General features: G+C 62.1%; 10 protein-coding genes and 2 CRISPR repeat arrays (2 of these 12 cut by a window edge). All 10 genes read right to left on the bottom strand.

Annotation, left to right across the window (positions count from 1 at the left end; all coding sequences use genetic code 11):
• Positions 1-1976: direct repeats of the CRISPR family, unit length 29 nt; unit sequence CGGTTCATCCCCGCGCCTGCGGGGAACGG; it reaches 624 nt to the left of the window's first position.
• Between the two features lie 106 nt (positions 1977-2082).
• The 10 genes from cas2e to relB all read right to left on the bottom strand — a co-directional run bounded on the left by cas2e (position 2083) and on the right by relB (position 12302).
• Entirely contained in the window at positions 2083-2379 is a 297-nt protein-coding gene (gene cas2e, locus ACS8YF_RS03070) for a type I-E CRISPR-associated endoribonuclease Cas2e (protein ID WP_440848749.1), read from the bottom strand.
• Position 2380: 1 nt separating this feature from the next.
• Positions 2381-3301, bottom strand: a complete 921-nt coding sequence (gene cas1e / locus ACS8YF_RS03065; protein ID WP_440848748.1) for a type I-E CRISPR-associated endonuclease Cas1e — start codon at positions 3299-3301, stop codon at positions 2381-2383.
• Between the two features lie 18 nt (positions 3302-3319).
• Complete coding sequence (gene cas6e, locus ACS8YF_RS03060; RefSeq protein WP_440848747.1) at positions 3320-3922, bottom strand: type I-E CRISPR-associated protein Cas6/Cse3/CasE; 603 nt, start codon at positions 3920-3922, stop codon at positions 3320-3322.
• Complete coding sequence (gene cas5e, locus ACS8YF_RS03055; protein WP_440848746.1) at positions 3897-4571, bottom strand: type I-E CRISPR-associated protein Cas5/CasD; 675 nt, start codon at positions 4569-4571, stop codon at positions 3897-3899. Before cas5e ends, cas6e begins: the two co-directional genes overlap by 26 nt.
• A 2-nt stretch (positions 4572-4573) precedes the next feature.
• Positions 4574-5719 (bottom strand): type I-E CRISPR-associated protein Cas7/Cse4/CasC, encoded by a 1146-nt coding sequence (gene cas7e, locus ACS8YF_RS03050; RefSeq protein ID WP_440848745.1) that lies wholly within the window; start codon positions 5717-5719, stop codon positions 4574-4576.
• A gap of 2 nt (positions 5720-5721) precedes the next feature.
• A complete protein-coding gene (gene casB / locus ACS8YF_RS03045) occupies positions 5722-6795 on the bottom strand; it encodes a type I-E CRISPR-associated protein Cse2/CasB (protein WP_440848744.1) in 1074 nt (357 codons plus the stop codon).
• Positions 6792-8357: a type I-E CRISPR-associated protein Cse1/CasA gene (casA, locus tag ACS8YF_RS03040; protein ID WP_440848743.1), complete on the bottom strand. Its 1566-nt coding sequence runs from the start codon at positions 8355-8357 to the stop codon at positions 6792-6794. The genes casB and casA overlap by 4 nt, the downstream gene beginning before the upstream one ends.
• A 404-nt stretch (positions 8358-8761) precedes the next feature.
• Complete coding sequence (cas3, locus tag ACS8YF_RS03035) at positions 8762-11458, bottom strand: CRISPR-associated helicase Cas3' (protein ID WP_440848742.1); 2697 nt, start codon at positions 11456-11458, stop codon at positions 8762-8764.
• Between the two features lie 354 nt (positions 11459-11812).
• On the bottom strand, positions 11813-12085 hold the full coding sequence (locus ACS8YF_RS03030; RefSeq protein WP_440848741.1) for a type II toxin-antitoxin system RelE family toxin: 273 nt from the start codon (positions 12083-12085) through the stop codon (positions 11813-11815).
• Positions 12069-12302 carry a type II toxin-antitoxin system RelB family antitoxin gene (gene relB, locus ACS8YF_RS03025; protein WP_440848740.1) on the bottom strand — a complete coding sequence of 78 codons (234 nt, stop codon included), beginning with the start codon at positions 12300-12302 and terminating at the stop codon, positions 12069-12071. Before relB ends, ACS8YF_RS03030 begins: the two co-directional genes overlap by 17 nt.
• 224 nt (positions 12303-12526) lie before the next feature.
• Positions 12527-13529: direct repeats of the CRISPR family, unit length 29 nt; unit sequence CGGTTCATCCCCGCGCCTGCGGGGAACGC; it runs 63 nt beyond the window's last position.

Below are 13529 nucleotides of genomic sequence, written 5' to 3'. Positions count from 1 at the left end.
CGCCTGCGGGGAACGGTCGTTCGCCAGGGTGCCAATATTGCCGACAAGCGGTTCATCCCCGCGCCTGCGGGGAACGGCAGCTCGTGCGCGTGCCGCGTGCTCGAGGAACTCGAAGTAGGGTTCATCCCCGCGCCTGCGGGGAACGGGCCGAGTGCATATTCCATATGCAAAAACATGGCGGTTCATCCCCGCGCCTGCGGGGAACGGGGCACGCCCGTGGCTTTGTGCACCTGGCGAATCGGTTCATCCCCGCGCCTGCGGGGAACGGGGATTCCTGGCTATTGACGATCATGCCGCCACCGGTTCATCCCCGCGCCTGCGGGGAACGGACTGCGCCGGGTCGTGGTGGGATCGGACGAGCCGGTTCATCCCCGCGCCTGCGGGGAACGGATGGTTGGCCATTTGGGCCGTGACGTTCCCAGCGGTTCATCCCCGCGCCTGCGGGGAACGGCCGAGGCGGACGTGCTGGAAATCCATAAAATGCGGTTCATCCCCGCGCCTGCGGGGAACGGTCCGAGCCCACCAACTGCCATGTTGAGCCGCACGGTTCATCCCCGCGCCTGCGGGGAACGGCAACACACCAAACAAGCCCTGCTAACGCGGGGCGGTTCATCCCCGCGCCTGCGGGGAACGGCGGCGTGTTGCGATCGTTGCTGAGAGCGGTCACGGTTCATCCCCGCGCCTGCGGGGAACGGACGGTCGACGCCAATGCCAGCGATGTAGCGATCGGTTCATCCCCGCGCCTGCGGGGAACGGCGATACCGGCGACTGGCAGACCGCTATCGCGGCGGTTCATCCCCGCGCCTGCGGGGAACGGCGGCGATGGCACGGATGGAGTGATAGGGAAATCGGTTCATCCCCGCGCCTGCGGGGAACGGCGGCGTAAATTCGATCACGGTGTGCTCGTGGTCGGTTCATCCCCGCGCCTGCGGGGAACGGGTTTTCGACGCTGTTGATGGCGCTGTTCACGTCGGTTCATCCCCGCGCCTGCGGGGAACGGATGGTCTGATGACGTGCAGGCGGTTTAGGCGGCGGTTCATCCCCGCGCCTGCGGGGAACGGGCCGCGCGCCGCGTCGTTGTAAACCATGATCACGGTTCATCCCCGCGCCTGCGGGGAACGGCTGATCGCGGGTGAGCAGGTTCCACGCACCGCCGGTTCATCCCCGCGCCTGCGGGGAACGGGCTGTACTGCGCCAAGCGCTGTCCGCATCACACGGTTCATCCCCGCGCCTGCGGGGAACGGGCGTGGAACTTTGCGTTCTGATCGCTCTTTCGCGGTTCATCCCCGCGCCTGCGGGGAACGGCGTGACAGCGGCACCTCTCGCCGTTCTCCGTTCGGTTCATCCCCGCGCCTGCGGGGAACGGATACGTTGTGTTGGAGTTGGATTTACTGCCGCCGGTTCATCCCCGCGCCTGCGGGGAACGGACGTGGCGCCCGTCGACCGACTTCGATATGTACGGTTCATCCCCGCGCCTGCGGGGAACGGGCCTTGTCCGCGTCGGCCTGGTTGGGAAAGATCGGTTCATCCCCGCGCCTGCGGGGAACGGTTGTAATTCGCGGGCCTGCTTAACCGATCCGTCGGTTCATCCCCGCGCCTGCGGGGAACGGGCACACCCGCTGACATAAAGCACTTCGACGCCCGGTTCATCCCCGCGCCTGCGGGGAACGGACGCTCGGCATGGACGCGGGCGAAGCGTTTGACGGTTCATCCCCGCGCCTGCGGGGAACGGGTATTCTGCTACAACATCAGCCAGTTCCATTTCGGTTCATCCCCGCGCCTGCGGGGAACGGGCACACGCGAAAACAGCGTGATAGTCCGGCGCCGGTTCATCCCCGCGCCTGCGGGGAACGGGCTTGGCCCTGGTATTCGATGGCGGTGGAGGTCGGTTCATCCCCGCGCCTGCGGGGAACGGGGCTGCGCAGCCAACGCGAGTCACAATCACGTCGGTTCATCCCCGCGCCTGCGGGGAACGGTCTAATCATAGACGTTTGTTTTCAAAAGACAAAACCACCGGCAGAAAATCCACCAGCGATATTGGTTACTTTTTCCTCAGTTCGTTTTGTTAAAGATCTTTGTAAATCAATTGCTTGGAGAATCAGGCACGAAACGCACCAGACGCAGCCCATCATGGTCGGCCGGCATCCGGCGATTCTCGCCGTAGGTCTGGAACTCGAAACCGGATTCGTGGCGGCTGGCCCATGCCATCACCACGTTGCCATCTTCGGCCAAACCGTTGACTTGTTCCCAGATCATCTCGCGTACGCGTTTGCTGACATCTCCGACATAGACGCCGGCTCGCACTTCGAGCAGCCACACCGCTAGCCGGCCACGTAATCGCGGCGGCACCGCTTCGGTCACGACCGTCAGCATCGTCATATCAACCGCTCCGGTGGCCCGCGTCGCCGAGCGAGTCCGGCGTGGGAATGGCGGGTGGCACCTGCTCGGGCGCTGCCTGCGGCGGCTCGATCTCGCCGGCGGCGAGAATGTCCTCAATCATTGGAATGATGCGATTGAGCAATCTCGTTTTCGTGAACGCATCCCGACAGGCGATTCGTACCTCGCGATCAGGCTTGGCGACACCGCGGGCGGCCACCTTGAACGCCGCCGGCACCACGGTATCGAATTTGACGATATCGGCAATGTCGTAAACGAAGCTCTGCGGCTTGCCGGTATGCAAGAACCCGATCGCAGGCGCGTAACCGGCGGCCAGAATCGCGGCCTCGGTGATGCCATACAGACAGGCCGTCGCGGCCGACAAGGCTTTATTGACCGGATCGGAGGCATCCCAGTTGTTCGGATCGTAGCGCCGGCCGTGCCATTTGAGCCCGTGTTGCTTTGCCAGTTGCTGGTAGATCTTGCGTACGCGGGCCCCTTCGATGCCGCGGAGTTGGTCAACGCTGCGCCGCGACGGCGGCGCCTCGCCGAACCGCAGTTCAAACATCTTGCGAACGACCTTTAAACGCAGATCGTCTTCCAGCGCGAGCCGGGCCTGATACAGGAGTTTGTCGGAGCGCGCCCCGCCCGGCTGGCCGGCGCTGTACAGCCGTACGCCGGCCTCGCCGACCCATATCAACAACGTGCCGACCGTCGAGGCAAGCTTGACCGCGGCATGCGACACCCGCGTACCCGGCTCGAGCAGCAGACAAGTGGTCGTGCCGACCGGGATATGCATGCGCTCGCCGTTGACCTCGTCGATAACGACAAACGCCCCGTCACGCACGTCGATCTGACCGCGGCCGACGAAGATCATGGAGCGGCGCTCTTTGATCGGGATGGGTTTTAGGGGCAAAAAGGCCATCGAATATCGGACTTACGATCAGCGTGGCGCGAGGCTCAGCAATCCGAAACCGAATGCTTTACCGGGGCCGATGCCCTGCTCGACCGCGGCCTGTAAGATCGTCGCATTCGTGACCTTCAAAACACCCTCGAAACAGGCTTGTTGCAAGCAGATCGCGTCGTTTTTCATATGCACTACGTCGCTTGCCGTGACTAGAACGTTCTGTATCTCGAAACCACATTTGGCGCCTTTCCGTTCGAGCCAGGCTTGTTGCTCCGTCTCGGCTTGCAAACCGTAGCGCTTGCCCTGTTGCGTAATCGTCGTGTTCGCGAACAGCCGAAACCGATAATAACGCTCGACCTGAATGAGCGCGGCTGGATCGACCTCTTTGGTCTCTGGCGCTCTTTTGAGGTAGCCGCTTCCCTCGAAAACACGCCAGTCCGGTTCGACGGTCGATTGAACCATCAGCACGGGGGCCCGCCATACCGATTCGGGCTCGACACGCCAGAGAAAACGCGGCGGCACTTCGTCGTCTTCGGTTACAAAGGCACGGACCAGAGAGCGGTGCATATCGTAGGCATCGGCGAGGTCGCGGCGAACCGCGCTATGGCGCAGGTCAAGCGTCAGTCGTGTCAGAAACATCGTCGACCTCCAGTTCCAGATCGAATGTCTTGACGAAACGCGGACCAAACCGACGCTCGGAGAATGGCGCGATAGGCTGGTCGACCCGAACGGTGCCTTCGTCGGGATCTTCGATCACGACGCGTCGCTGCTGCGTTTTCTCACGGGTGTCTCGCTCGGTGAGCAGCGCCGTCGATTCCAGCGCATCCAACAGACCACCGTCGCGCAAACCGTCCGGCATGAATACCGGGCGCGACGGAACGAAGCTTTTACGCCCGAGACACAACGACCAGTGGGGCGCGCGAAGGGCATCGTGGATTCGAGCAAGTAGCTCGCGTTCACCTTCCAGCGCCACCAGAAAAACCGCGTCCGATAAGTAATAACGCTGGCTGACGACCGTCCGATTTGAATCCACCTTGCCCGATGACGCGACCACGCCGGTGGCGGTGTGATAGTCGCGCATCGGGATACCTTCGCGATCAACGCGCACGGCCATCCGCAATGCCGCGAGATCGGCGATCGGCCGCGTCCGGTCGCGCCCGAGTGCGGCGCAGACAAGCCCGAGCACACCCGACTTCGAGGGCTCGAGCTGCGTGTCGCGCTCGTCGAATCGGCTGGTCGTGCCCCAGGATTGCATGGGCCCGGCCAGGCACATCAGCAGTGTGGCCACGACTACGCCTCCAGCGCCGTATCTGTGATTTCGCGTACGCGCTGGGCAAGCTGAACGAGGTTCGGCAACGCTTCACTTTGATCGTTGTCTTGCCACTGACCGGTCAGATCCAGATACAGCCACTGGTCGTGACCGTCGCTGTAGACGGCGGATAGCTTCTGGTCGGTCTTTTGCAAGCGCTGAACCGATTGTTCCGTGAGCGATTCGCGCAGATCCGCCGTTACCGGCTTTTCGAACGCGTTCGCGAGACTCATCGGCGAGACATGACGCAGGCTCACGCCGATGAAATCCGGCGCGTTGTGAGCCGCGAAGGTGTTCTGTTTGCCGGTGGGCACGGCACGCACGAACGCCGTGGCGAATGCCTCGATAGCCGATAAGGCAAGCTCACGATCCCCCTGCAGGTTGTCGAGCAGCTTGTTGATGTCGAGCACCGCGTAGCGATAGAAGGTGGCCGAGTTGAATTCGATCTGGCCGATCATGTCCGCGCCCGGCTCATCCTCGGGCCCCAGGTCGTCGTCGACCGCCGTGTAGTAATCGAATTCGCGTTCCACGCGATGCGTACTGATCGCATGGGCAACCTGACACGCGGCATCCTGGTTCACTGCCGGCAGATCGGCGAGCATGCGTCCGAACAGCGCAATGTCCACGGCCTTGCCGCCATCGAGAAGCGCCTTGGCTTTCTTAGTGACTTCCGGCGGCGCGGCCGCCTTGCGCTGTTTCTTGTTGGCGGTCGAATCGACATCCGCCAGTTCATCCCAGTGCTCGTCGACCAATTCGGCAAAGCCTGCAATTTCCTTCTCGCCAAGAAAGAGCAGATATTCGGTCTTTTCGCTGTCTTTCTTGGACAGGCTGAGCCCCGCCGCCGCCAGCGCGCTCTCGATCTTGCCCGCGGCTTCTTCCGGATCGCGATCATTCAATCGCTCGATCAGCAACCGCTTGAGGCGTTTGGTGCGAATGCCGCGGTGTGACTCGTCGATGAGGTTGTATTCGGCCGCCGCCAATCGCGTCGCCCGCTTGAAACACTGGCTGCTCACCCGTGCTCGGCGATGCCCACCGAAGATGGCATCCTTGGGCGCGCCCGTATCGTCGCGATTGAGATTCGACGGCGCGAAGTTCTGGATGATGTGGAATTCGAGGAATGCACGCATGTTCAGGCCCCCTGCTCTTGTGATGTTTCGGTTTGGGTATCGGGTTCGTTGCTACGCGGTATCCAGTAGAAATCCCGCGCCCATTGTTGGCGCCGCCGATCCAGACGCGCGATATTCGTTGACCGCGCCAACCAGATCGACAGGTCTTCGATAAGTAGTGTCGGGTCGTAACCGATCGCGGTATCGCGAAGCAAAGCCACCGCCTGGCGTAGATGGTCGGCCACGGTGTCGGCCGAGGCGCCGAGCACTGCAATAAAGCGACGTTCGATGCTTTCGCCGTCGTCTTTCTGATGAGCGGCCAGCCGGTTGAGCGCTGTGGCCAGGCTTCGGTTCGGCTCATACACCGGATGGATCGCGAACAGACCGGCCACGAGATAACGTGCGCGTCGTCTCGGATCGCTGCTTTTCCAGGCCGGGTCCACGAAGGGCTCTATCCACGGGAATACCGCAGGATCCTCGCCGGGCGGCAACGTCAGGCTTCGACGCAGACGCGCCAGCCCACTGGATTTGTCTTTCGTAAGGGTTACGAGGTGTTTCGTGAAGACCTCCGGATCGCTGTTTACCACCCGATCCGCGAACGCCGCCCGATAGAAATCGCGCCCCCAGCGTTGTCGCATCGCACGCCACCGATGCTCGTCCTTGCGCAGGTCGAGCCACAGCGCGATATCGGATATCAACTGGGCGTAGTCGAATCCGTAGCCGTCTGCTGCGAGCAGCGTCGTGGCCTGGCGCAGACGCGCAACCACCTGCTGTTCATCGGCTTCAAGCAATGCGATGAAACGCTGTTCGACGCTTGGATTGTCTCGTGTACGCCAAAGCGCGCCGAACGCTTCGGCGAAAGAGGCACGGGCGCGTTCCGGATGGCTGGCGAACAGGCCAGCCACGAGATACAGCGCGCGCCGATGCGGATCGTCGGCTTGTCGATCGCCACCCACAAAACGCTCCACGAGCGTTATTGCTTTTGGATCTTCACCAAGTTCCCGCGTCAGGCTGTGGCGCAGATGGGCGATTGCGCCGCGATCGTTCTGATGGAGCGTTTCGAGATAGTCGACGAATGTCTGCGCATGCGATGTCATGACTTGTCTCCGGGCGCTGCGCGTTTATTGGTGGGCGCATGTTTGCCGAGCAGCCCGACCAAACGCGGATAATGGCGGGCCTCTGAACGCAAGCCGCGGGGCGTACTCCCCAGTCCAACGACGACATCGTTCCAGGCGCGCCGCGCCGCTCGATCCAGCGCCTCGTTCCAGTGTCGCGTCGCCGCCGTGAAATCGCCGGCCCCGAGTTGCCGCATAAGCTCGGGCAAAGCGCGTTCGGCCGCAGAAAAATAGGTCGCCGTGAGCGGCCCGGCCGCTAGCAGGTTCTGGGCCCGTGCCTTGGTTTCCTTGTTATCCGGATCGGGCATGCTGTGCACGAGCATTGCGCGGGCGAGTGCTCGCAACGCGTAGTACAGCGCTTCGGCATCCGCCACTTTCTTCTGGAGTGTTTCGGAGCGATCCGGATCAATCAGAAGGTTCGCAGGCAGCACGATCTGTTCCATGCGCCAGCGCAGCAACTTGGCTTGATCGCTCGCCAAGCCGGCCACCATCAATGGCTGGTGACGATGCGCGCCGGGCCCGAGTGCTCGGTGCAGACTGGCCGCGTAGGCCATGACCGCCGCCGGGCGTCGATTTTCATTTTCTGTCGCAGGCCCGGGCACGAGCGCGGGCAGATCGCGCCAAGTCGCACGGCCCTCGGTGAAGCTGATGCGGACCGGGCCGTTCTGCCCGGCACGAAAGCTCGCCATCGGATCGGGCTGGGTATCGCTATCGCCCAGTGCCAATCCGGCACCGAAGCGCAGCCAACGGATATTGCCGTTATCTTCGCGCTGAAACAGCACGGCACGGCTCTGCCGTGTGTAGCGGTCGTTGGGTCCGGTGGCCAAAACTGGCGCATCACCAAGCTGACTTTCGGTTAGCGGCTCGCGTTCCCAGCTCGGTCTATCGGGTTCCGCATCGGATCGCCTTTGATCGGGATGCAGACCCAGGGCGATCGTCTCCGCGAGATTCTGACCCAACGGGATGACCGCGGCGGTATTGGCCAGCGCACCGGCCTTGTCCGAGCTGCGAAATACCTTGACCAGACCACCCGGAGTGAATTGCAGAAATCCGAGTAGCGTATTCAGCGCCTGTGCCGGAGTGAGTTCCGTCGGCTCGCTGTCGTAAGCGTGATCGAACACCACCGGCGTGTTCCCAGTCGCGCTCGCCAGCGAGATCTGGGCCACGCTCTTGCGTTTATCGCGGGTCGGCTTGGCCGTGTCCAGAACCGCCGCCTGCATGAACGGATGCGTGTCATGAAACAGCCAGAAACGGTCCTGCCAGTGCTCAAGATACGTGCGTATCGCCTCGATGGGCAGGCCATTGCGATACCAGCCGGCTCGCTCGGATTCGCGCCACCGCCCCTGCGCCATCGTGATCGCGCGATGGGTGATGGCCAGCAGCAACCGGTATTGCGCAACGAGCGTCGGCGGCGCGGTGTCGGCCAGCGCGACGATATCCCGGCTGCTTTCAAACACCTCCATCAATCCCATCGAGGTGACCGTGCCGTCTGTTAGACAGGCCGAAAGCCAAGGTTCTCGCAGCAAGTCATACGAGACGTCCATACCGATCCCCCTTTTTGGTTTTATTCACGCGAGTCGTACTCGACAACGATGCGAAATCGCTTCGCGCGCCAAAATGCGACGCCTGCAGCAAGAACGAAAACAATGCAAACAAGCAAGGCTGTTTGAGCCAGAGATAGACCGCTCAGTCGATGAAGCCAATCGATCAAGAGATAGCGGAAAATAAGCATGGCGGGTTGGACGCAGAGATATCAGAGCCTGTAGATTACTGTGGCACAATCTCATAATCAAGTGACGATTACTAGCGCAATTTTTTCCGCTCTCATGATTTATAATCTCGAAGATCCCTACTGGTAGGGATGAACCGTGACGGTTACTGGCGTAAACGCCGCCGTTCAACATTTCCCCGTGCCCACGGGGACGACGAGGGGAAGAGCTTCTTCCCCTCACCTCTCACCTGCTTCGTAAACAAGCCCCAGCGCCGGGTCCAGATAGAGCGACTGGCCGCCCAGCTCACAACGCCCGGCGACCAGCGGCATTGGATAGAGATGGCGCAGAAGCGGATGCTCATCGAATGCCAGTGGCCGCTCCGCTTGTTGGCAATGGAGCACGACCGCCTTGCGCGACACGCGCAACTGGCGCGCGTAGAGTTGGCCTGCGATATCGTCGGACGGCACCTGCGCCGGATCGATGGAGACCCCGTCGACCATCCAGGCGCCGTCGATTACATCGATCGGCACGAGATTCACCGAGTCCGGACCGAGCCGGGTCTTATTACGTTGCCCTTCTTCGTCGTCGCCACCGAACCAATGGTCTTGGTACACACTTAAGGGGTCGTCCGGGTCCAACGAGATATCGACCGCCTGCTGATGCTTGCCTTTCTCAGTGCCCAAATGCGCGCCGTAGGATTCGATCTGTATAAAGTCATTAATTTTTTCGTCGATCGAGGCCGGCAACTCGGGAAAGCTATAGACATGCTGCACCAGCGCATCGATATCGCCCGGCAGGCTTAGCGTGTCGCGCTCGCGTAGACAGGCCCAGGTATGGCCGAGCACGCATGGGTCGTAGACATACTCCCAGGCGGTTTCCTTGAGCGACGGCAGGCGATCGTGATGCAACCCCGCGACCCACAGGCGCGCTTGCTCATGCGAGGCCGGGCGCTGTCGGTCGTGGCGGTGCATGCGCCCCGCTCGCTGCAGAAGCAGATCGATAGGCGCGAGATCGCTCAGCATGAAATCGAAGTCCAAATCGAGCGATTGCTCGGCCACCTGGGTCGCGATTAGCAAGCCCCTGGCCGGGCGACGCCCGGCCTTGGCATCGCTCGATTCGCCGAAGAGTGCGAGGACGCGCTTCTCGATGTCGGCGCGCTGATCTGCCGGAAACCGCGCATGAAACAGCACCGTTTCGATGCCGTTTTCTTTAGCGTGCGACTCCAGCAAACGAAATAGTTGTTGCGCGCGATCGACCGTATTGACGATCACGGCCCCGCAACCACCCTCCTCAAGCAAGGCGATCGCCTGCTCCTTGATCGCCTCCAACGACTCGTCGACCCCATGCACCGTAATCGGCGCCTGCGGCCGGTAGCCAACCGTTATGCCGCGGACCGAGCGCGCATCGATTTGTGTCAACCGCGGGTAGTCGCTTTGGGGCAGCTCCTGCGGATCGGCACCCCAGGCCCGAACCAGCCGATCCCGTTTGGCCTGCGGCAGCGTCGCACTCATGAGCACGACCGAACTGCCCATGGCCTTCAACCAACGCACGAGCGCCTCAATCAACACGCTCGTATAGGTGTCGTACGCATGCACCTCATCCAGCACGACCACTCGGTTTGCCAAGCCCCACAACCGTACAAAATGGTGTTTGGCATTGAGCACGCCGAGCAAGGCCTGATCGACCGTGCCCACACCGTACGGCGCCAACAATGGCCGACGCCGTTGGGAAAACCAGACCGAGGCCGACACGCTTTCCTGTTCGTCGTCCGCGATACCGCGGAGATGGCGTAGCTGCGCGTTCATCGCGGCGCCGCCATGAACGATTTTTACAGCCGTGGTTTCGTCGAAGGCTCGCAGAAACTGCTTGGTGCGGTCGAAAAGCGCATTGCCGGTCGCCTGTGTCGGCAAGGCGACGTATAGTCCGCGATGTGCATTCGCGGCCTGCAAGCGAAGATAGGCCAGATATGCCAACTCGGTCTTGCCTTCGCCCATAGGCGCTTCGACCAGCAGCAACGTGGGCCCTTTTGCGTCTTGCAGCAGCGCCTCGCCGGCCTGCTGCAACGGGCGTGGTGTCGTCGGTTTGCCGCGGATACGGCCGAGCAATGTCTCGGTTGCCAGGGGTTCGGACAGAAGGCTCTGAAAGCGTGGCCAACCGGCATCCACCAATGCATCGGTCGCGAGCAAACGCGCCTGCGCGTAATAATCGTGCAAATTATCGTGCCGCTCGCCGAGCGCGAACCATTCCACGTTGGACGCGATCCAATCCGCGGTGCTGGTCAGACCGGCCAGCCAATTCACCGCGACCAGATCCAGATCGTCGTGGCTCGGGCAGCCTAGAGGATTAAGCGTCTGCCAATACACGTCGAGTATTTCGCGACGCGCTCGCGCCCACTCGGCAGGCTCGTTGATAGGCCGACCATGAGCTGTCTCGTCCGCACGGAAATGACGGCCGTGATGCGCGGCGATCGCCTGCACGACCGCCAGTACCCATCCCCACGGCGCCTGGGTCAGCTCGCAGAGCGGTTTTGCTAGAAGCGCCGCGGTAGCTAGCGAGTGGTTTCCACGTTCCTCAGCCTGGTCCGGAAAAATAAGACCAGCCACCTCGGCACGCGCATGCCCCATTGGCCACTTGATTACGAACCCTGGGATGGCTTTACCAAAATCGTGCAACCCGGCAGTGGCGGCAATCCAGCGAATACAACCTTCCCTCGGCAAGCCAAACGCGTGGCTCGCCCAATCCAGGCTTGTCTCTGGCTCCCGTTCGAGCAGTGCTTCAACCACCGCAGCCACGTCCAGCATGTGGGCCAGCAGGTTGTGACCCTCCCCTTCATCTACCGCGCTTTTGGACCAGATCGAACGCGCCTGCGGGCTTAGCGCAGAAAACTTGGCTATGGATTGGATCGGACCTTTTCGGCTTTCTCGTTCTAGCATGCGTTTTCTCTTTTCCCCAAACCGACAGCGTTAGTGTGAGATACGCAGTGGGTCAATTCGTGACCCTGCGAGAACAACTCAGAGAAAAAACAGCGGACGCCGAACACGGAGGACGGGGTCGATACTTCAGACTCGGCGACAACAAACGATCGGCAGTCGAAACACCACAAGACGGCTGACCCAGCCGTGCAGATCGTGATCCGCCCGTTCCGGCAGGCGCAGGGAACGGTCAATGGCAGAATAGCCGCAAGGTTCAAGAGCCAGTTTCTACCCGCGCATACGGGGAATACAGGCAGCCGTCGCCGTGATATCCCGGCGCCGTCGGTTCATCTCCGCGCATACAGCGACTGCGAGTTAACGCCGCCGGTAAACACGCTTTCGATGCGCGATACGGACAACCAGAACGCGAAGGACGTCATCCTGAATATCACAGACGATGCGATAGTCGCCGACTCGAAAACGCCAATATTCCCGCAACTCGCCCTGCAGGCTTTTTGCTAATTGGCGCGGCTCGTCCGCGGCAGCAACACGCTCGCGCAGATAAGCGGAAATACGCCGCGCGGTTTGCGGGTCGAGCTTTTCCAGAGCCTTGCGCGCCGTGTCGGTGAGCTCAATCCGCCAGGCCAAGACCGCGCTCTATCTCATCAAGATCGTAAGTGGCCTCGCTGCCCTCATCGACACGAGACATAACTTGGTCAGCCAGGTAGATATCTTCCAGATCCTCGATCTGACTTTCTACGGCCTGGCGAACGTAAAACGTCTTCGTTCGCCCGGTGAGCCGCGCGAGCCGCGTGAGCCGGGCATCCAGTTCGTCGTCGGCACGAAAATTGATCATTCGGCTCATTGCCTCGCCCCCTTACGATGTACGTGTAAATCATAAGGGCTGCGGAGAAAGTTGCAACTCGTTTGACAACGACATTAAGGCGATAGGCGATGCACAGACACGTTTTGTCCGCTCGTCGCTACATCAGACATAGACGGGTGAGCGCATACAGTAAGTCAATGCCCCGGCTATGCGTGCGCCCACGGGTAACACGCTGTCTCTGAGCGCCCGTCGATAGACGATAGAGGTTCATCTCCGCGCGTGCGGGGAACAGACGTCGATGGCGCCGGCATCTTGGCCCGCATGCGGTTCATCCCCGCGCCTGCGGGGAACGCTTCGCGATACACGGCGCTGGTCATTTCAATTTCGGTTCATCCCCGCGCCTGCGGGGAACGCCCGACGCTGACGAACAGCCAATGGGCCGCAGCCGGTTCATCCCCGCGCCTGCGGGGAACGCCTCCGCGGTGTCGTCGGTGTAATGGATGCCGACGGTTCATCCCCGCGCCTGCGGGGAACGCACGATCACCACGGCAGCGATCACGCTCGCGATCGGTTCATCCCCGCGCCTGCGGGGAACGCCACGTGACGAACAGCGCGACGTGGCCGCGTGCCGGTTCATCCCCGCGCCTGCGGGGAACGCCCCCACCATCGGGTTTTTGACCGCGCTCGCGTCGGTTCATCCCCGCGCCTGCGGGGAACGCTCGTGGTACGCGACCGATACGCCCGAAAACAGCGGTTCATCCCCGCGCCTGCGGGGAACGCTCGGCGAACAGCGTCAGGAACGTCTGGTACGTCGGTTCATCCCCGCGCCTGCGGGGAACGCGCATCACATCGGCAAGGACGCCGGCATCCATTAGGTTCATCCCCGCGCCTGCGGGGAACGCCGGAACGGCACCCCATGGTCCTTGCACACGGCCGGTTCATCCCCGCGCCTGCGGGGAACGCATGACGAACGTGCTTCCGATCCGGTCGCGCGCCGGTTCATCCCCGCGCCTGCGGGGAACGCCCAATGAACGTGGAGAGCCGGATCGTATCTATCGGTTCATCCCCGCGCCTGCGGGGAACGCTATCTGAGCATCGCCGATGTATTGGACCTGACCGGTTCATCCCCGCGCCTGCGGGGAACGCCCCGTTCCACATCCAGCGAATGCGGCGCACGGCGGTTCATCCCCGCGCCTGCGGGGAACGCCCGCAGGAAAAGCATCCCGACAGATCATCGCTCGGTTCATCCCCGCGCCTGCGGGGAAC

The sequence above is a fragment of the Salinisphaera sp. SWV1 genome (assembly GCF_052044155.1).
Lineage (GTDB): Bacteria > Pseudomonadota > Gammaproteobacteria > Nevskiales > Salinisphaeraceae > Salinisphaera.
The sequence above is the reverse complement of the archived record's forward strand: the minus strand, read 5'-3'. Positions and strand labels throughout refer to the sequence as shown.